This window comes from Nocardia sp. NPDC127606 (genome assembly GCF_042671725.1).
Taxonomy (GTDB): Bacteria; Actinomycetota; Actinomycetes; order Mycobacteriales; family Mycobacteriaceae; genus Nocardia.
Genome location: NZ_JBHXWQ010000008.1, coordinates 198,146 through 217,051, shown reverse-complemented (window position 1 = coordinate 217,051; position 18,906 = coordinate 198,146). Strand labels below are relative to the sequence as shown.

Annotated in this window: 17 protein-coding genes; 10 read left to right on the top strand and 7 right to left on the bottom strand. The window is 67.3% G+C overall.

Annotated elements, in window-relative coordinates; genetic code table 11:
* Window positions 1-10: 10 nt before the first annotated feature.
* A complete protein-coding gene (locus tag ACFVJ5_RS29065; protein WP_379224920.1) occupies window positions 11-829 on the bottom strand; it encodes a MerR family transcriptional regulator in 819 nt (272 codons plus the stop codon).
* Window positions 830-921: 92 nt separating this feature from the next.
* Window positions 922-2,907, bottom strand: a complete 1,986-nt coding sequence (locus tag ACFVJ5_RS29060) for a TPM domain-containing protein (protein ID WP_379224918.1) — start codon at window positions 2,905-2,907, stop codon at window positions 922-924.
* A gap of 69 nt (window positions 2,908-2,976) precedes the next feature.
* Here ACFVJ5_RS29060 and ACFVJ5_RS29055 point away from each other — a divergent pair, with 69 nt between their 5' ends.
* Entirely contained in the window at window positions 2,977-3,654 is a 678-nt protein-coding gene (locus ACFVJ5_RS29055; protein ID WP_379224916.1) for an MBL fold metallo-hydrolase, read from the top strand.
* An 18-nt stretch (window positions 3,655-3,672) separates the two neighbouring features.
* On the opposite strand, the gene ACFVJ5_RS29050 is transcribed toward ACFVJ5_RS29055, so the two are convergent.
* Window positions 3,673-4,089 carry a DoxX family protein gene (locus tag ACFVJ5_RS29050; RefSeq protein ID WP_379224914.1) on the bottom strand — a complete coding sequence of 139 codons (417 nt, stop codon included), beginning with the start codon at window positions 4,087-4,089 and terminating at the stop codon, window positions 3,673-3,675.
* Between the two features lie 84 nt (window positions 4,090-4,173).
* Between ACFVJ5_RS29050 and ACFVJ5_RS29045 the strand changes: the two genes are divergently transcribed.
* From ACFVJ5_RS29045 to dnaG, 4 genes are all read left to right on the top strand, one after another.
* On the top strand, window positions 4,174-5,106 hold the full coding sequence (locus tag ACFVJ5_RS29045) for a LysR family transcriptional regulator (RefSeq protein WP_379224912.1): 933 nt from the start codon (window positions 4,174-4,176) through the stop codon (window positions 5,104-5,106).
* Between the two features lie 119 nt (window positions 5,107-5,225).
* Window positions 5,226-5,804, top strand: coding sequence for a YdcF family protein (locus tag ACFVJ5_RS29040; protein ID WP_379225113.1), 579 nt, complete (start codon window positions 5,226-5,228; stop codon window positions 5,802-5,804).
* Between the two features lies 1 nt (window position 5,805).
* Window positions 5,806-7,059: a deoxyguanosinetriphosphate triphosphohydrolase gene (locus ACFVJ5_RS29035; protein ID WP_379224910.1), complete on the top strand. Its 1,254-nt coding sequence runs from the start codon at window positions 5,806-5,808 to the stop codon at window positions 7,057-7,059.
* Window positions 7,060-7,084: 25 nt separating this feature from the next.
* Entirely contained in the window at window positions 7,085-9,007 is a 1,923-nt protein-coding gene (gene dnaG, locus ACFVJ5_RS29030; protein ID WP_379224908.1) for a DNA primase, read from the top strand.
* Window positions 9,008-9,020: 13 nt separating this feature from the next.
* On the opposite strand, the gene ACFVJ5_RS29025 is transcribed toward dnaG, so the two are convergent.
* Both ACFVJ5_RS29025 and ACFVJ5_RS29020 read right to left on the bottom strand, forming a co-directional pair.
* Complete coding sequence (locus ACFVJ5_RS29025; protein WP_379224906.1) at window positions 9,021-9,776, bottom strand: class I SAM-dependent methyltransferase; 756 nt, start codon at window positions 9,774-9,776, stop codon at window positions 9,021-9,023.
* A gap of 50 nt (window positions 9,777-9,826) precedes the next feature.
* Window positions 9,827-10,540: a cutinase family protein gene (locus tag ACFVJ5_RS29020; RefSeq protein ID WP_379224905.1), complete on the bottom strand. Its 714-nt coding sequence runs from the start codon at window positions 10,538-10,540 to the stop codon at window positions 9,827-9,829.
* A gap of 127 nt (window positions 10,541-10,667) precedes the next feature.
* On the opposite strand from ACFVJ5_RS29020, the gene ACFVJ5_RS29015 reads away from it, so the two are divergent.
* Window positions 10,668-11,921, top strand: coding sequence for a PucR family transcriptional regulator (locus tag ACFVJ5_RS29015; RefSeq protein ID WP_379224903.1), 1,254 nt, complete (start codon window positions 10,668-10,670; stop codon window positions 11,919-11,921).
* Between the two features lies 1 nt (window position 11,922).
* On the opposite strand, the gene ACFVJ5_RS29010 is transcribed toward ACFVJ5_RS29015, so the two are convergent.
* Entirely contained in the window at window positions 11,923-12,735 is an 813-nt protein-coding gene (locus tag ACFVJ5_RS29010) for an adenylate/guanylate cyclase domain-containing protein (RefSeq protein WP_379224901.1), read from the bottom strand.
* A 455-nt stretch (window positions 12,736-13,190) separates the two neighbouring features.
* Here ACFVJ5_RS29010 and ACFVJ5_RS29005 point away from each other — a divergent pair, with 455 nt between their 5' ends.
* Together ACFVJ5_RS29005 and ACFVJ5_RS29000 are read left to right on the top strand one after the other, a co-directional pair.
* Window positions 13,191-14,453 carry a PucR family transcriptional regulator gene (locus tag ACFVJ5_RS29005; RefSeq protein ID WP_379224899.1) on the top strand — a complete coding sequence of 421 codons (1,263 nt, stop codon included), beginning with the start codon at window positions 13,191-13,193 and terminating at the stop codon, window positions 14,451-14,453.
* 49 nt (window positions 14,454-14,502) lie between these two features.
* Window positions 14,503-14,829 (top strand): hypothetical protein, encoded by a 327-nt coding sequence (locus ACFVJ5_RS29000; RefSeq protein WP_379224897.1) that lies wholly within the window; start codon window positions 14,503-14,505, stop codon window positions 14,827-14,829.
* A 138-nt stretch (window positions 14,830-14,967) separates the two neighbouring features.
* On the opposite strand, the gene ACFVJ5_RS28995 is transcribed toward ACFVJ5_RS29000, so the two are convergent.
* Entirely contained in the window at window positions 14,968-15,366 is a 399-nt protein-coding gene (locus tag ACFVJ5_RS28995) for a DUF4870 domain-containing protein (RefSeq protein ID WP_379224895.1), read from the bottom strand.
* Window positions 15,367-16,561: 1,195 nt separating this feature from the next.
* Here ACFVJ5_RS28995 and ACFVJ5_RS28990 point away from each other — a divergent pair.
* Together ACFVJ5_RS28990 and ACFVJ5_RS28985 are read left to right on the top strand one after the other, a co-directional pair.
* Entirely contained in the window at window positions 16,562-17,692 is a 1,131-nt protein-coding gene (locus ACFVJ5_RS28990; RefSeq protein ID WP_379224893.1) for a DUF1611 domain-containing protein, read from the top strand.
* Window positions 17,689-18,822, top strand: coding sequence for an alanine/ornithine racemase family PLP-dependent enzyme (locus ACFVJ5_RS28985; protein ID WP_379224891.1), 1,134 nt, complete (start codon window positions 17,689-17,691; stop codon window positions 18,820-18,822). The genes ACFVJ5_RS28990 and ACFVJ5_RS28985 overlap by 4 nt, the downstream gene beginning before the upstream one ends.
* Window positions 18,823-18,906: the final 84 nt, after the last annotated feature.

Below are 18,906 nucleotides of genomic sequence, written 5' to 3'. Positions count from 1 at the left end.
CGACCTGACATCACCGCGGGGCGAGAGGCTCCTGTAGTTCGGTGACCCAGCCATCGGGGTCGGGCGTCCATTCCAGGGTGACTTCGCGGACGGACGCGCCGGTGCGATGCCCGTTGTCCTCGACCCAGCGACCGAGCGCCTGCCACGCCGCACCGATCCCGCTCACGTTTCCGCGATAGACGGTGGTCGCGGCGTGTTCGAGCGCGGGCAGATCGACGATCGAGAAGTCCGGTGCCGCAGCGGGTTCCACGTTCACCGGCACGCAGGCGTGCACGCCTACAGTCCCGTCGTCCCGCGCGTCGTAGTAGGCGATCGCGGGACCCGCGATCGTGATCCCCGCCTTCGCGAGCCGGTCGGACAGTTCGCTGAACAGCGGCCCGATCACCGGGCTGATCGCCTGGGGTTCGAATCCCGAAGCCCAGCTGGACGATTCGGCCACCCGGACCGCGGGCACCGACTTGATCACCACATCCTGATCGGGCATGACGCCCTCCTTTTCGATGATTCGGAGTCTCGCTTCGACTTCGGTCAACCGCGCACGGTCGGCCGCGATCCGCTGTTCCAACTCGGCGCGGCGCAAGGTGAGCATGCCGCGCAGTTCTGCCGCGTCGGGCCCCGGCTCGAGCATTCTGCCCACCTGTTCCAGCGTGAACCCGAGCTCTTTCAGTGCGATGAGCCGGTTGAGCCGAGCCAGCTGCGCTGCCGTATAGAAGCGGTACCCGGTGGCCGCGTCGACTCTGGCGGGCGGCAACAAACCCACCGCGTCGTAGTGGCGCAGCATGCGCACCGACACCTGACCGTGCCTGGCGAAATCTCCGATACTGAACATGACGCCTTCCGGTGTACGGCCTCACACGGTGGGAGAGTCAAGCGCGACCTGTCGACCTCGCTCGGTGCTGTCGGACCTCCCCGCGGCCGGGGTCAGAATCTGCCGCCCCGGCTGACCCGTCGTGATCCCGACGAGCCGCCGTAGGAGCCCGGGCGGTAGCCACCGCCGCCTCCGCCGTAGCCACCACGGTGCGAACCGCCGCTCATCGCGCCGCGGAGTAGTTCGTTCAGGAGGATTCCGCCCAGCACCGCACCGGTCTGGGAGCCGCCGCCCGACATCGGCTGGCGCGTCTCCCACGCCTGCACGCTGGCCTGCGCCTGCTGCATGGCCCGGCCGCCGAGGTCGGCGGCGGTCTGTGCGCTGGCGAGTGCGCGTTCGGGGTCACTGCCCGCGAGTCCGCGTGCCTCGGCGAGGTGGCGTTGCGCCTCGGAGAGCCGGGTGCGCGCCTCCGCGTCGACGCCGCCGCGCCGGGTGGTGATGAACGACGACGCCGCATCGATGCGCGCGGACGCGTCGGTGAGGGTGCGATCGAGTCGGCGTCGCAGATCCTCCACGGCCAGTTTGCGATCCGAGGCCGCCGCGATCGCACGGTCCAGTTCGGCATCAGCGGTGACCGCGGTGTGGAAGGTGCCGAGGGGATCGCTGTCGGCGTTCGGGGTATTCAGGGCTGCGGTGGCGGACGAGACCGCCGCAGCAAGGTCGGGGCCGCCGAATTCGGTGAGACCGGCAGCCGATGCGAGGTCGGCCCGCAGTTCGTCCAGGGCGGCGGGGAGACCGTCGCGCGCCTGCTGGATATTCGTCGCGGCCTGGTCGACCGCATCGAGCAGAGTCCTGGCCTGCCCGATCGCGCCTTCGGCCGCTCGGATCGCCGCGACCGCACCACCCTGCTGCCCCACGGGCTGAGTGAGCGCGGTGCGAGCGGAATCGATGTTGTTCTCGGCGAAAGTGATCCGCTCCCGCGCCATCCGCACGTTGTCGTGGATCGGCGCGATGACCGAGGACGGATAGGTCGAACCCAGGCGGGCGAGTTCGGCTTCGGAGCCCGGCATGCGCGCGGTCAGCTCGACGATGTCGCGGGTGAGCGTGTCGAGCCGAGCGGGCGCGTCGATGAGCAGATCGCGCATGGCGTCGAAATCGGCGACCTGCGAGTCGAGTTCGCGATCGGCCTTGCCGGCCGTGGCGATCAGCTCGATGAGCATGGCGCGCTGCTGGTCCGGCGTCTCCGGAATCGCGTCGTCGAGTTGCTGACGAATCGTGAACGCCTTCGCGGTGGCGGCGCGGGCGGCATCGAGCGCGGAGCGGAACGGCGTCACCGCGGTGTCACCGAATTCGCTGGTGGCCAAGGTCAATTCCTCGGCGCTGGTCCGCACGGCATCGTCGATCTCGACCAGTCGTTCGCGGGAGAGCGCGTGCAAGGTCGGCAGCGACAGTCTCGCCAGCGCCGCGGAGTCGGTCGGGTCCACCTCGCGCGCGGTGGTCAGCTCGGCGCGATCCCGGTCGCCACGGCGCTTGCGCGAGAACAACATCAGGCCACCGGCCACCACGACCACCGCCAGCCCGAGGAGGATCAGCACCCCCCACGGCACCCCACCGCCCCGCATCGCCGAACCGATTCCCTCGGCGGTGTCGACCGCGGCCTGTGCCCACTTCTGGTCGCGCAGATCGGGTTCCACCGAGCCCGCGAGCAGCGAGTCCAGTTCGGAGTCGCTCACCCCTTCGGGGAGGGTGCCGTCGAGCCAGTAGCCGCGGTCGTCGACGGCCACCGCCAGCAGCAGATCATGATCGCTGAAACCGGAGAGGTCGGAAGTGCGGGCAGCCCAGTCGCGCGGCGCCATCGACCCGAAGGTGCGCACATAGTTCACCCACAGCTTCACCTGGTGATCGCGGTAGAGGGCGTCGACCGCGTCGAGCACGCGTGCTTCGTCGCCCGCACTGAGCACGTTGGCGGTATCGACCACCTGCGGACCCATGCGCGCGGGCGGTTCGGCGACCGCACTCGGCGCGCACAGCAGACTCAACACGGCGAACACCGCGCAGAGCACGGAAACCGATCGTGGGGCCGAACTCGACAGCGGCATGTGTCGAATCTAACGGTCGATGCCGACACCGGCACGACAGCGCGGCGCGTGGCTTCTACGATCGGGTGCATGGTCACAGTCGCTCGCCAGTACACAGGTCACGTCACCGCGGGCGAGGACGCCCAGCAGCGCGACGTCCCCGGCGCCCGCATCGTGAAGATGTCCGTCGGTCCGATGGACAACAACACCTACCTGATCCAGAGCGCCACCACCGGCGCCGCCGTGCTGATCGACGCCGCCAACGACGCCGAGCGCATCATCGAACTGACCGCGCTCGAGACACCCGGCCAGATCGAACAGCTCGTCACCACCCACCGCCACCCCGATCACTGGCAGGCGCTGACCGAGGTCACCAAGGCCCTCGACGTCCCCACCGCCGCCCACACCCTCGACGCCGACCACCTCCCGGTCCGCCCCGACCGCCTGCTCGAAGACGGCGACACCATCGAATTCGGCGACCTCGCCCTGCAGGTCATCCACCTGCGCGGCCACACCCCCGGCTCGATCGCCCTCGCCCTCACCGACAACGCCGGCCACACCCACCTCTTCACCGGCGACTCACTTTTCCCCGGTGGAGTGGGGAAAACCCATAGTCCCGCCGACTTCGACACTCTTCTCACCGACGTCACCACCAAACTCTTCGACCGCTACCCCGACGACACCGTCGTCTACCCGGGTCACGGCGACGACACCACTCTCGGCGCCGACCGCGCGAATCTGCCCGAATGGCGTGCGCGGGGTTGGTGACCTCCGGTCCGGCCGGTGTCAGCGCAGTGTGAAGGCCGGTTCGGTGAGGGTTAGCCCCAGGTCGGCGGTGTAGGCGAAGACCGCGAAGAACACCAGCGCCGCACCGGCCAGGGCGAGGTCCTTGTTGAAGTGGACCATCTCGTGTTGCTTGGTCTCGGTGTCGGTTTCCTTCCAGAAGGCGTGCATCAGGAAGGCCGTCGGCACCAGGAATGCCACCAGGACAAGCGATCCGAGATCGCCCCAGGCTCCGAGCAGCACGCTCGTTCCCGCGGCGAGCATGGCGACGCCTGAGGCGTACACCGCGAACAGCGGTGACGGCACTGCACGGCTCGCGGCATAGCGCGCGGTGTTCTTCGCCGCGCTCAGATGGCCGATGGCGGCGCCGATGAACAACGCGGAGAACAGGATTCGTCCGATCAGGACAATGACGCTCATGACTTCCACCTGATCATCGCGAGACCGGTCGCGTCCAAGACCGATCTCTGCGGACCCGATACCGAGCGGGTATCGTCGCAGCTCATGGACCTCCGTCTGCTGCGATACTTCACGGCGGTGGCCGAGGAACTCCACTTCGGTCGCGCCGCCGCCCGGCTGTACATGACCCAGCCGCCGCTGAGCAGGGCGATCAAACAGCTCGAAGACGACCTCGGCTACGAACTGCTGCGTCGTTCACCGACGGGCGTGACCCTCACGCCCGCCGGGTCCACGCTCTACGACGAGGCGCGCGACCTGCTGGCCCAGGCCGATCGGGTGCGTACCAGGGTCGCGGTCGCCGCCGGGGCTTCCGCCGTCACGCTCGGCACCTTCGCCGAAGAGGCAGGCAGCCGGCTGGCCGCGGCGTACCGGGCCGCGCATCCCGACGTCCAAGTGCATATCCGAGAAGGCGACTTCGCCGACCCGACAGCCGGATTGCGCGCCGGACGCGTCGACATCGCCCTCACTCGGACGCCCTTCGACGAAACCGGCATCACCACACAGGTTCTGCGCACCGACCCGGTGGGTGTCGTCCTTCGCGCCGATGATCCGCTGGCCGATCGCGCGAGTCTGCGCCTGCGCGAGCTGGCCGACCGCCAGTGGTTCCAGCTGCCCACCGACACCGATCCGATCTGGCGGAACTACTGGTCGCACCCGACCGATCCGGACACCGGCCCGGTGGTGCGCACCGTCCACGAATGTCAGCAAACCGTCCTGTGGAACGGCACCGTCGGCCTCACGCCGCTGGGCCACCCGGTCCCGGACGGTCTCGTGGTGGTCCCGCTCGTCGACAAGCCGCCGAGCAGCCTCGTGCTGGCCTGGACCAGCGCGGCGCACAGTCCGCTGATCCGCGCGTTCGTCGACATCGCCGCGACGATCGCCTGGGAGTCCGCGGGACCGTCGGTCGTCCGTTCACCGGAACGGAATCCGGTGGTGACCGCTGACCCCACGGCGCGTCGGACCGACCTGGCAGACTGACGAAGGTGAAATCGGGTTTCTCGCGAACGGTCACGTCCGCCCCGGATGTCAGGCATCCGCGCGGGCTGGTGTCGACGGTCTCGGTGTGGTTCGTCCGGCTGATCGCCGGGGCCGTGCTGATGGGGTTGGTGCTGGTCGCCGGGACGGCGATCCGGGTCTGGCAGGTCGCGCGGATCGACGACTACACCCCCGCGAACGCGATCGTGGTGCTCGGCGCGGCGCAGTACTCGGGGACGCCGTCGTCGGTTTTCGAGGCGCGGTTGTATCAGGCGTGGCGACTCTACGAAGCCGGGGTGGCGCCCACCGTGATCACCGTCGGCGGCAAGCAGGAGGGCGACCTGTATACCGAAGCCGCCTCGGGCAAACGGTATCTGGAGGACAAGGGCGTCCCCAGCGAGAACATCCTCGCCGTCGAAACCGGTTCCGACACACTGCGCAGCATCGAGGCGGTGGCGTCGGCGATGGGGGAGCGCGATATGTCATCGGCCGTACTCGTGAGCGATCCGTGGCATTCACTGCGAACCAGGACGATGGCTCGCGACGCAGGCCTGGAAGCGTGGACCGCACCCACCCGCACCGGACCCGCCGTCTACACGAGGGAGTCACAGTTCCACGGCATCGCCCGCGAAACCGGCGCGCTGCTCTGGTATCAGCTCACTCATTTCTCGGCAGATTTCTCTTATGAGGCGGGACAGTGAGATGACACGGACCTATACCCCGCACGACCAGGAACGCATGGTCCACGAGCCGGGTAAGGCCGCATGGCCCGGTGCTGCGGACAAGGGCCATCGCAGTGAGTTCTCCCGTGATCGTGCCCGTGTGCTGCATTCCGCCGCGCTGCGTCGCCTCGCCGACAAGACCCAGGTCATGGGCCCGCGCGAGGGCGATACCCCACGCACCCGCCTGACTCACTCCCTCGAAGTGGCCCAGATCGGGCGCAGCATCGCCGACGGTGTCGGCGCCGACCCCGACCTCGTCGACCTGGCCGGCCTGGCCCACGACATCGGTCACCCGCCCTACGGTCACAACGGTGAACGCGCGCTCGACGAATTCGCCGACGAATACGGCGGTTTCGAAGGCAACGCGCAGAACCTGCGCATCCTGACCCGCCTCGAGCCCAAGATCCTCGACGCCGACGGCGAAAGCTTCGGGCTCAACCTGACTCGCGCAGCCCTGGACGCGACCCTCAAATACCCCTGGGGCAGAAGCGGTTCCGGCACCAAGTTCGGCGCCTACGACGACGACCTCGAGCGCCTGGCCTGGGTCCGCAAAGACGCGCCCGACCGCAAGCAGAGCCTGGAATGCCAGATCATGGACTGGTCCGACGACGTCGCCTACTCGGTGCACGACGTGGAGGACGGCGTGATCGTCGGCCGTATCGACCTGCGCGCTCTCGCCGATCCGGCCGAGCAGGCCGCGCTCGCCGAACAGGGCCACGGCCAGCACCCCGACCAGTCGATCGAAGCGCTGGCCGCCGCCGCCCAGCGGCTCTCCGAACTCGACATCGTGGCCGACGCCGCGACCTACGACGGCAGCTTCGCCGCCTCGGTGGCGCTGAAGCGGCTCACCAGCGAACTGGTCGGCCGCTTCGCCACCGCCGCGATCTCGGCCACCCACGAGCGCTACGGCGAAGGCCCGCTCATCCGCTACGAGGCCGACCTGATCGTGCCGCCGATCGTGGCCGCCGAGGTCGCCGTCCTCAAGACCATGGCGCTGCGCTATGTGCGTTCCGACCCCGGTCACCTCGCCCGCCAGCAGACCCAGCGCGACCGCGTGCAGGCCGTCGCCGACCGGCTGCTCACCATCGCGCCCGCCCACCTCGACGATCAGATGCTGCCCTGGTTCAACGCGGCCACCACCGAGGCCGCCCGCGTGCGCGTGGTGATCGACCAGATCGCGTCCTACACCGAGAGCCGCTTCGAACGCGTCGCCGCCTCGCTGGACTGCCGCTGAGCAGACCCGACTAGACTCGCTCATCGTGGCCGGACGAATCCCAGATCGCGATATCGCGGCGATCCGTGAACGTGTCCGGATCGAAGATGTAGTCGGTGAGTACGTGGCGCTCAAGCGCGCGGGCGCCGACTCGATCAAAGGTCTGTGCCCGTTCCACGACGAGAAGTCGCCGTCGTTCCATGTGCGCCCCAACCACGGGCTGTTCCACTGCTTCGGCTGTGGTGAGGGCGGCGATGTCTACAAGTTCCTGCAGCAGATGGAACACATCGGTTTCGTCGAGGCCGTCGAGCAGATGGCCGATCGCATCGGCTACCAGATCAACTACGAGGGTGGCGGCACCTCGGTGCAGCGCGATCGTGGCACCCGCTCGCGACTGGTCGCCGCCAATGCCGCCGCGCACGAGTACTACATGGGTCTGCTGCACGAACCCGAGGCCGAGGCCGCGCGCAAGTATCTGACCGACCGCAACTTCGACAAGGCGTCCTGGCTGCAGTTCGGCTGCGGTTACGCCCCCGCGGGCTGGGACGGGCTGACGAAGCACCTGCAGCGCTTGGGTTTCGAGTTCAAGGAACTGGAAGCGGCCGGACTGTCCAAGCAGGGCAAGCGCGGTCCGATCGACCGGTTCCATCGTCGCCTGCTGTGGCCGATCCGCAATCTCGGCGGCGAGGTGATCGGTTTCGGCGCGCGCAAGCTGTTCGACGACGACACCATGCCCGGCAAGTACGTGAACACGCCGGAAACGTTGCTGTACAAGAAGTCTCAGGTGCTGTTCGGCCTCGACCACGCCAAGCGCGACATCTCCAAGGGCCATCAGGCCGTGGTCGTCGAGGGCTACACCGATGTCATGGCCATGCATCTGGCCGGGGTGAAAACCGCGGTCGCGTCGTGTGGCACCGCCTTCGGCGAAGAACACCTGCAGGTACTGCGCAGGCTGCTGATGGACGACAACTTCTGGCGTGGCGAGATCATCTACACCTTCGACGGTGACGCGGCCGGGCAGGCTGCGGCGTTGAAGGCGTTCAGCGGCGACCAGCGGCTGGCCGGACAGACCTACATCGCTGTCGCGCCCGACGGACAGGATCCGTGCGAGTTGCGTCAGCACTCCGGCGACAGCGCCGTGCGTGATTTGGTGGCGCGGCGAACCCCGCTGTACGAGTTCGTGATTCGCGGACTGCTCGCCGAACACAATCTCGACGATGTCGAGGGTCGTGTCGAGGCGTTGCGCCGTACGGTGCCCGTGGTGGCCCAGATCAAGGACAACGCCACCCGCAAGGGGTATGCCACCAAGCTGGCCGGCTGGGTGGGCTGGGACGACATCCAGCTCGTCGTGCGCCGGGTCGGTGAAGAGGCGAAGAAGAACCGGATGGGCGGCACCACGCCTGATCTGAAATCCGGTGCCGCGGCGATTCCCGCGCCTCGCGTCGAGGAGAGTTCCTCGGTGCGGCCTGCCCCGAACGATCCGGTGCTGTACGCGCAGCGCCAAACCCTCAGCGCCGCACTGCAATACCCGGGTATCGCGGGCGTGTCCTTCGACGCCATCGACGCCGCCGCCTTCACCCACCCCGCCTACGTGGCCGTGCGCATCATGATCGCCCAGGCCGGCGGCACGGCTGCCGGGCTCAGCGGTGCGGAATGGGTCGCCGCCGTCGCCGACCACACCGACGACCTGATGATCCGCGCGCTGGTCTCCGAACTGGCCAATGAGCAGCTCCCGGTGCGCACCCAGAACGACACCCCCCGCTTCATCACCGGCATCCTCGCCCGCGTCCAGGAAGCCTGGGTGGGCCGCCAGATCGCCGAGCTCAAGTCGAGGCTGCAGCGACTGTCGGCCAGCGAGGAGCCCGACACCTACATGACGCTGTTCGGCGACCTGGTGGCGCTGGAGCAGTACCGCAAGAGCCTCGCGGCCCAGGCGATGGGCAACGAGGGCTACGCGGCCGGGGCCTGACACCACCCGGAAGTCACGGCTTGGTGGCTTCGGTGAGGGTGCGGGTGGAGTACGCCACGAACGGCCCCTCCTGCCGGATTCGATCGTGGAGCCGACGCAGCTGGTCGAGGTAGGCCTCGACGGTGAACCCGGGCACCATCCAGATCACCTTGCGCAGGAAGTACACGACGGCACCGATGTCGTCGAACTCGATCCGCAGTCGCTCGGTCCGCTGGTCGGTGATCGTCAGTCCGGCGGCCCGCGCGGCGGCGGCCTCATCGTCGGGATGGCGTCCTCGACGGGCTTCCGGTTGTGGACCGAGGAAGAATTCGACCAGCTCGAACACACTCGCCGGTCCGACATGCTGTGCGAAATACGTTCCCCCCGAACGCAGAACGCGCGCGATCTCCGCCCACCAGATGGTCGCCGGATGTCGGCTGGTGACCAGATCGAACGCCGCGTCGGCGAACGGCAACGGCGGCTCGTCGGGCGCGGCGACGACAACCACGCCGCGAGGATGCAGCAACGCGGTCGCCTTGGCGACGTTCGGCGGCCACGACTCGGTGGCAACCATCGTCTGCGGGAACACCTGCGCCTGGGCCAGAACTTCGCCACCGCCGGTCTGAACATCCAGAGCAGCGGAGGCAGTCTTCAGCCGATCACTCATCAGCCGCTGATAACCCCACGAAGGACGCGCTTCACTGGCCCGCCCGTCGAGCCAGGAGAAATCCCACCCCTCGATCGGCGCCGATGCCGCCTCGGCGATCAAATCCTCGAACGTCCGTCCCATGTGAAATCACTATGCCAGCGACCGCCCGAGGCCACCTCCGAGTTTCGCGGCTACCGGCTGAGCTGTTCGCGGACGTACGCCGCGGCCTGGTCGCGGTTGTCGTTGACGAAGTACGCGACATGGCCGTAGGTCAGTGCGTTTGCGAAGCCGGCGGCCGGGTCGCCGCCCTGGCAGACGCGGTCTGCGGCCTGGCAGTAGTCGCGCAGGCGGTCGGCGAATTCCGCCAGCGCGCCGGTGCGTAGGGGGCGGGTGCCCGACAGCGCGGGATCGTAGCTGCCGCGGTTGTAGGGCTCCGCGCCGTTGAACAGCGGGTTGCCGAACAGTGCGATCGCGTCGATGCGCGCGGCCGCCTGCGGTGTCAACGCGGTTCGTGCCTGCAACGTGGCGCCGATGACGCTCGCGCCCTGCGAGTAGCCGAGCAGGACGAGCTGCTGGTCGGGGCACGCGGCGGCGGTCGCGTTCAGGAGGGCGGTCAAGTTCGCTGTTCCGCGCACGGCGCTGTCCGATTCCCTCGAGGCCGGATAGTCGAGCTCGGTCACCGTGGTGTGGCGACCGGATTCCTGGGCGATCCGCCAGGCGAGGGGGGTGAGCAGCAGACTGCCGAACTGCGGCTCGAGGGTGCCGCGAACGGTGATGACCCGGACCTCCGCGCAGCCGTCGGGAGGAGTGGTCGAGTCGGCGACCGCAGTGGGGAGGGTGGACAGAGTCAGTGCTGCCACGGCTGTCGCGGCCGCTGACAGCAGGATTCGAATTCGTCCACGCATGCGCCTACTGTATTGCGCCCCCGCGTACGGCGCGATGCCTACGCACAACCGATCCGGCGCCGAGCGGGCATCAGCGACGGGCAATTCGGCGCCGATGAAGCCAGATCGGAGGTTGCATAATGAGGCGGTGCACTCCGGTGATGGTCTGTTCGATCGACGCCTGTCCGACCGCGCGCGAGAAGTGATCCGCCAAGGTGCCGAGATCGCGCTGAACGCGCCGGAGGAATGGCTCGACGAGCTCTATGACGCCACTCTCCGGAAAACCAGCCTGCGTGCGATCGCGGGTGACCCGCTGCTGGCGGAGGCGGTCCGGCGCGTCAACCGTGGCAACCTGCTGCACTGGGCCTCGGCCAACGTGGCCGATCCGGGAATGCCGGTGCCGATCAATCTCGGTGCGGACCAGATCGCCATTGTTCGCGACCTGGTCCGCCGTGGCATGAACGAGGCCGCATTGCAGGCCTATCGCGTCGGGCAAGATGTCGTCTGGCGACGGTGGATGACCATCATCTTCATTCTGACGCCGGACCCGTTCGAGCTGCAGGAGGTCCTGGAGGTCACCGCCGCCTCGATCGCCACCTTCGTGGACGGCACCATCGAGGCGATCACCGAGGTCATCGGTCAGGAGCGCGACGAACTCGCCCGCGGCTCGTATGCCGAACGCCGCGAAGTCATCTCGCTCATTCTCGAGGGGGAGCCGACCAATATCGAGCGTGCGTCGACCCGCCTCGGCTACCGGCTCGACGCCACCCACACCGCGGCCATCGCCTGGAGTGACATCCCCGGCGCGGAACTCGACGAACCGCATCGGGTGACCAGGGCCCTCACGCAAGCCGCCGGCGCGGCCACGGCGCTGAGCGTGCTCGCCAGCGCGGCCACCTTGTGGGTGTGGGTGCCCGGTCCCACCCCTCCCGACACCGCGGCACTGACCCAAGCGCTGGACCACATCCCCGGCGTGCGGATCGCCATCGGTTCGACCGGACGAGACCTCGCCGGGTTCCGGACGAGTCACCTCGACGCTCAGGCCGCGCACCGAATCCTCGCCCGCCCGCACAGCACCCGACGACTGGTCACCTTCGGCGAGGTGCAACTGACTTCGCTGATCACCGAAAACGGCGCTCAGGCCGACCGATTCATCAAATACACACTCGGCGATCTGGAACATGCCGACAGCGAACTGCGCGAATCGGTTCTCGTCTACATCAACGAGCAATGCAATGCCACGCGCGCCGCGGCGCGCCTGTTCACCCACCGGAACACGATTTTGCGCAGGATCGCCCGCGCGGACGAGTTGCTGCCACGTCCACTGGCGGAGAACGGCGTGCATGTCGCGGTCGCCTTGGACGCGTTGTACTGGCGGCAGAACAGTCCCCGGCCCAGTTGAGCTACGTTCCTCGAACTGCCGCCGCGCAGACCGGAGTGAGGCGGTGCGTGCCCCGCAGGCCCTTGAGGGTCGCTTCACGTCCGGTCCCGATCGTGAGATCGGTACTGCGTCCGATCGCCGCCAGCACCGGTTCGCTGAGGAGGACTTCGCCGCCTTCGGCCTGCGCGGTGACCCGCGCGGCCATGGCGACATTACGTCCGAACAAATCGTCACCCCGGCGGACCGAACTTCCCATGTGGATACCGATCCGGACCCGGAAATCGGCCTCGCCCCGCGATGATTCGGCGTCCTTGCGCAGCGCCGCCTGGATGGCCACGCCGCATCGGACCGCCTGATCGGGAGCGGCGAAGGCGATCATGTACCCGTCGCCTTGGTTTTTGACCACGTGGCCGCCGTGGTTGCGCACGCATCGATCGACGAGACGGTGGTGGCGGTCGAGCAGTTTGACCCAGGCACGGTCGCCCAGCTGTTCGTTGAGAGCGGTCGATTGCTCGATGTCGGAGAACATGATGACGACGTTGCCGTCCGGTGCCAGTCTGGCCAGGTCGGGACGTTCGACCCGGGCCCAGCCCGCGAGGTCTTCGATGGAGGTGAGCACGGCGGCGCGAAAACCTTTGGCGCGCACCAGATCCGCGGCCTGCCAGGCCGTTCGTATCGCTTCGCGACCGCTCACCACCAACCGCTGACCAGTCGTCGACCGACGTGGCGCCCGGCGCTTGCGCCGACTCCGGACCAGCAAGATCGACAGGACGAGCAGGCCGACGGCTTCACCGGCGGCGACGATCGCGAGAACGGTGATCACGACTGTGGTCATCGGACGAACCCTGGCGGAGTAGCGTGGCTGGTCGAACCCTGTAGCGGCTGTGCGCCCGAGCTGTTCACGGCAAAATAGTACACACGCGTTCACTCGAATTCGACCGGTGTATCCGATGGCTGCCGACAGTGGATCAGGGTCCGTCGGCTCCGAGGCGGTGGTCGGCTCACCTGCTGTCATCGTGGGTGCAGGCAGTGCTTGTGCAGCTGAAATGTCCTGGTCTTCGGCACTCGGCGAGGCTCGGAGACCGTGCACTCGCAGGGCCGAACCGCGTCGGGCGCAGCTGCGAATCCAGCTTCCTGACCTTCTTTCGGTGTACGGGTGAAGCGCTTGGTGCGTGGTCTATGGTGCATAGTGCACAACGCTTGTTCCATCTGGGTGCGAAGCACCATTGGAACGGGGGGTGGTGAGGCCGCACGATAAAGCGCAAACAGCGGAAAGTAGGAAATGTGCGCATGCCCGACAGCGTCCTGTCAGCCCGGGCCGCGACGACGGTAGGTCGGCCGGTTATCGACCGGCTCCCCACAGCGTCAACGATTTCGGGCAAGATCATGAATCTGTTCATCGTCGGCAGTGAACTACCCGCCAGAGTGCCCATAGCGGTTCTGCGCCGCGATGTCACCGCGCTGGTGAATGCGTGCCTGGCGCTCACCGCCAGAATGTTGACCGGCGGCGACACTGCCGAACCGCTGGCCGAGGTGCGCGCCGACATCATGGAATGGGCACACCAGGGCGTCACCATCGGCGCGATGCACAAGGCCGTGTGGGTAGGCGCGCAGGCGGTGTTCGACCATCTCACCGCACGGGCGAGACTCGACGACGATCACCTGGCGGTGATCGAGACAGCGCACATGTTCGTCCACCTCTCCCGCGAGCTCTCCATGGCGATCTCCCAGGCTTACCTGCGTGAAATGCGCGTGGCGGGTAGTGACGCGGCGGATGCCGTGGCCGCCGCGCTGATCGCCGGGAAGGCGACACCGGCCATGGCGCGCGCCTGCGGGGTCCGGCTGGCCGAGAGCTATTTCGTCTTCGCGGTCGAGTTCATGCCACCCCGTTCAGCGGGCGAGCCGCGCCCGGATCGTCATATCCTCGCGCACCGGACAATTCGGCGAGTCAGAGCCGAGGTGCTGCACCTCTGCGATGACAAGGCGCTGATGCAGATGGGCACCGATACGGCTACCCTGCTGATTCCGCAAGACCATTTCGATCCCGCCGCAGCCGAACGGTTCGTCGAGCAGATTGCCGGCGCGGCGCAGACACAGGTCCGCGCCGCGTTCGTGGCGGCGGGAGCCGGCGGCATCTCCGAAGGGGTCGAGCGCGCGCACGCGGTGCTCGACATCATGCGCCGCCTGCGCAGAGTCGGGCTCGAGCGCTTCGACGACCTGTCGCTGGAGTACCAGCTGTCCCGGCCGGGCACGGCAGGAAGGCACCTGGCCGCGCTACTGGACCCGCTCGAGGATCATCCAGTCCTGCTGGAGACTTTGACAGCGCACCTCGCGACCCGCTCCACTCGCCTGCGCACCGCGCGTGCGCTGCACGTACACCCCAACACTGTCGACTATCGACTGAACAAGATCGCCGAGATCACCGGGCTCGACCCGACGCAGCCGGACGGAGTTTGGCGCCTGCGTTCCGCGCTCGTAGCCCGCATGACCGGCGCGGGCGAGAAAGAGTTAGCCGCCGGCGGTGACCCCGATCAGACCGCCCAGGCATGCTGATCGGAGGCGGACCCCCCAGGTCGGCCACCGAAGTAGCGGAGAGGCAGTGATGAGAACCGAGGAGGCGACGGGCACCCGATGGCGCATACCGGTCGCCGCATCTGCCCTCCTCATCGCCTGTGCGGCAGGACTTTTCTGGCTGCGGTGCGTCTACATCGTGCTCCATTCCCGACTGTCAACCGATCCGCTGACAGATCCCCATGGCTACGAACTCGTCATCGGCACCGTGCTCGCCCTACCCGCCGCGGCCGCCGTCGCGGCCGCAGCGCCGTTTGTCGTCGAACCCGGGCCTAGCCGGATTCGACTGGCCAAGATCGTGGTCACACTGCTGGTAGTCCTGACAGCACTACCCGTGGTAGCGCTACTCACAGCATGAACCGTATTGTTCGCCAAACCGGTCAATGAGGCTGCGGGCGCGATGTGCCGGTCGGACGTCAACGGCCCGAGATAGCCTCGGGCCGTTGATCTTCGGAGTATTGGGTGTGGGCGCCGTGCGGGAACTTCGAGTACGTCGCTACTTGACCGAACCGGCCAACTGATCGGCGAGCGGGGCAACGAATTTTCCGACAAGGGGAAGCTCCGCGCGGACACCGCCGCTGCTGTTCGCCTGGACCATGGCCATGATCCAGACGACGACCGCGAAGATCCCGAGTGCGAGTCCGGCGAGGCTGAAGATGATGCCCAAGGCTCCGAGGAGCGAGCCGACGATGCTCAGCACAACATTGAGCACCGAGACCGCGGCGAAGAAGATGATCGATTGCGCGGCATGGAATTTCACATCGGGATCGTTCCTTCCCACAAAGAGGAAGATGATTCCGGTGAGCCAGCCCAGCGCGTAGGACAGGATCGCACTGGTCTTCTTGTCCAGGCCGGCGGACTGCGGTTGGTTCGAGGGAAGCTGAGAAGATGTCATGCGGCAAGTACATGCCACGCTCGCCGCCTACCGATCCCAACTTTCAGTCAGGTTTGTGCGTCATCGATGGGTGGGTTGGATGCGGGGCGCGTGCGCTCGGACTCGCTGCTCGCCCTCGAGGCGCGCCAACTCGCTATGAATCGCTCGGCTACCTCGGCGGAGATCTCCTCGTGAGGCTCGTCTCTTCCGGGCTTGTAGCGCTGGAGATAGTCGGTAGGACCCCATGTGAAGTCCCTGCCGAACGCTTCGTCGGTCGGCCCAGGTCGGGTGTCGGTCCGGCGCACGAGCCCGGTGATCCGACGTGCGCGCCAGCCCTCGGACCAGCCTCTCTCGTCATCGATCAATGCGAAGTAGCGCACAGCGGGTTCGTCACTGTCAGGCATTATTTCCTGTCCTCCAACGGGATTCGCGGCGGAGTGGCACCGCTCTCGACTCTGTACAGCGAAATTCGGCAACCGCTCTGTGACAGTGACCGGGTTGACAAGCTTTGGACGTTCACGGGCTGCGGCTGGGCCATGATCGACGTCGAGCTGCGACCGCTACCATCTACTGTGGAGGATCTGCCTCGGCGTGCGGATGTGGAGACTGCCTGAGTAGGCCAACGTTTGTAGTCGGAAAGTAGTCGATCTGGGGAATCCCCCGGACAACAGAAAAGGCCTCCACCTGCTTGCGCTGGTAGAGGACTTATTATGCTCCCCATCTGGACTCGAATCGGAAACCTGCCGATCCAAATACTTTGCATCCCAACACTTTTCAATTGTTGCCAACATGGCCTATCGCCTGCATATTCGCCGCACCTTTGGCGACACGTCGCTGATGTGCTCAAGGGGCGGACAGCAACAGCTCGGTTCGAGTATCGCGCCTGCTTGGTCATGGATATTGTTGCAGCGGAGCCGGATTCGTTGCAAGCGAGGATCAGTGGCCGGTTCACACGGTCGGAGTCGCGGGGGGCGGGCCGGGAGTCGCGGCGCACACCGTCTGAACGTCGGTCCGGTGCACCCTCACCGGCTTCGCCGGCAGATCTGCGGCAGCGTATGGCGGCATTCGGCCCCAATGTCGGGAAGCGGGGGTGCTGCGACTATCCTGGCCCAGTCGGCAATCTTGCCGCTACTCAGGGCAGACGTCTTGTCGATCGTCGGGCCCGCGCCCGAGCACGGAGCCCGTCGCCTCCTCTGAGACTTTCCAGAGGATTTCCATGCTTTCGCCAGATAACAATTCCCCGTCTTTCGTCGCGCTCCCCATCGGTTCGACCGCGATCGTCTACTGCGAGAACCAGTTCGGTGAACAGGACGGCAAGACCGCGAACGGCCTGGTCCGGCACTCGGAGAAGTACGAGATCCTGAGCGTGATCGACAGCAGTCGCGCCGGGCTCGACGCCGGTGAATTCCTGGACGGCACTCCGAGCGGCATCCCGATCCTGACCGGTCTGCCGGAGGCGATCGCGCATGCCGGGCGGGTCCCGGACTACCTGATCTGCGGCGTTGCCCCCGCCGACGGCCTGCTCTCCGCCGCCCAGCGCGTCGTGCTGCTCGAAGGTATCGCCCGCGGGATGCATGTGATCAACGGGTTGCACGAGTTCCTCGCCGACGACGCCGAGTTCTCAGCCGCAGCCGAGCTGGCCGGGGTCACCATCACCGATGTCCGGCGGCCCAAGCCCGCCCGGGACCTCCACCTGTTCTCGGGCCGGATCTTCGATGTGACATGCCCCAGGATCGCCGTCCTGGGCACCGACGGCGCGATCGGCAAGCGCACCACCGCCACACTGGTCGTACAGGCGCTGAACGCCTACGGGATCAGGGCTGTCCTGGTCGGCACCGGCCAGACCACGCTGATCCAGGGCGGCAAATACGGCGTCGCGCTCGACGCGCTCGTCCCTCAGTTCTGTTCCGGAGAGGTCGAGCATCAGGTCGTGGCCGCTTTCGAGGGTGAGGCCCCGGATGTCATCGTCGTCGAGGGCCAGGGCGCGTTGAGTCACCCCGCGTATCTGACATCGGGACACATCCTGCGGGGCAGCCGACCGGTCGCCGTGATCGTGCAGCACGCACCGAAGCGAACAATGCTCGGCGACTTCCCGATGATGCCGATGCCGACGGTGGCAAGCGAAATCGCCTTGATCGAGGCGTTCGCCGACACGACAGTCATCGGCGTGACGATCAACCACGAGCGGATGGAGCCGGACGAGATCGGCGTCGCCATTACCGAGCACCAGTCCGAGCTCGGGCTGCCCGTCACCGATCCGCTCACCCGCCCGGCCTCCGAGCTGGTCGACATGGTGTTGCGAGCCCTGCCACATCTCGCGAAGCGACCGGTGCCGATCGCCGAATGACCTCGCCGCGGATCAACGTCGACCTCGGCAAGATCGAAGCGAACACCCGGCACCTGGTGGACCAGCTCACCCCGCGCGGCATCCGCGTCGTCGGAATCACCAAGGCGACTCTCGGATCCCCGGCCGTGGGTGCGGCGATGGTGCGCGGCGGCGCGTCCGGGCTGGGCGACTCCCGGATCCAGAATCTGGCCCGGCTAGGCGCTCGGGATCGAAGCGCGTCACGCACGTTGATCCGGTCCCCGATGCTCAGTCAGGTCGACCAGGTCGTGCGTACCGCGACGTCGAGTCTGAACACCGGAACGACCGTTCTCGACGCGCTCGATGCCGCTGCCCGTCGTCAGCGGCGGACCCACGACGTCGTCCTGATGGTCGAGCTCGGCGACCTTCGCGAGGGGATCGCGATCGAGGACGTCGCAGCTATGGCCGCGGTCACCCGCAAACGCGGCCGGTTGCGCCTGTCGGGGCTCGGCACGAACCTCGCCTGCCGCAACGGCGTTGTCCCGGACGACCGGAATATGGGAGAGCTGAGCAGGCTGGTCGACCAAGTCGAATCCGGTGGCCATGGCGTGCTCGACGTCGTGTCTGGTGGCAACTCGGCCAACCTGCCGTGGGCGCTATCGACGTCCGATGTCGGTCGGGTCAACGAGCTCCGGATCGGCGAAGCGATCCTGTTGGGGACCGAGCCGCTGCACCGGACCCGGCTCCCTGGCCTGCACCCCGACGCGTTCAGTCTCGTCGCCGAGGTGATCGAGGTCGCCGTCAAACCGGCCCAGCCGTGGGGTGATCGGGCCCAGACAGCGTTCGGCCACCAGGCTGCGCTCGTGCGCCAGCTGGCACCGACACGAGACCGAACCATCCGGCAGGCGATCCTCGCGCTGGGCTGTCAGGATGTCGATGTGGACGGCCTGATCCCGCCGCCGGGAATCGCCATCCTCGGGACGAGCAGCGATCACCTGGTGGTCGACGTCGGCGACCACGCCGTGTCCGTCGGCGACGAACTGGCGTTCGGGCTCGGCTACGGCGCCCTGCTCCGGGCGATGACCTCACCATTCGTGTCGCAGGTCGAGACCAGACGCCCGGCGCGTCCGGTACTCGCCGCCGCCCGCTGGCCCGCGCCTATCATCGCCTGACCGGCACACCTGCGCCGAGCAGCGTGGCGCCGATCTACCCGGGAGATCCGATGCGGCCACAAAAGACGACGCCAGCGAGAAACA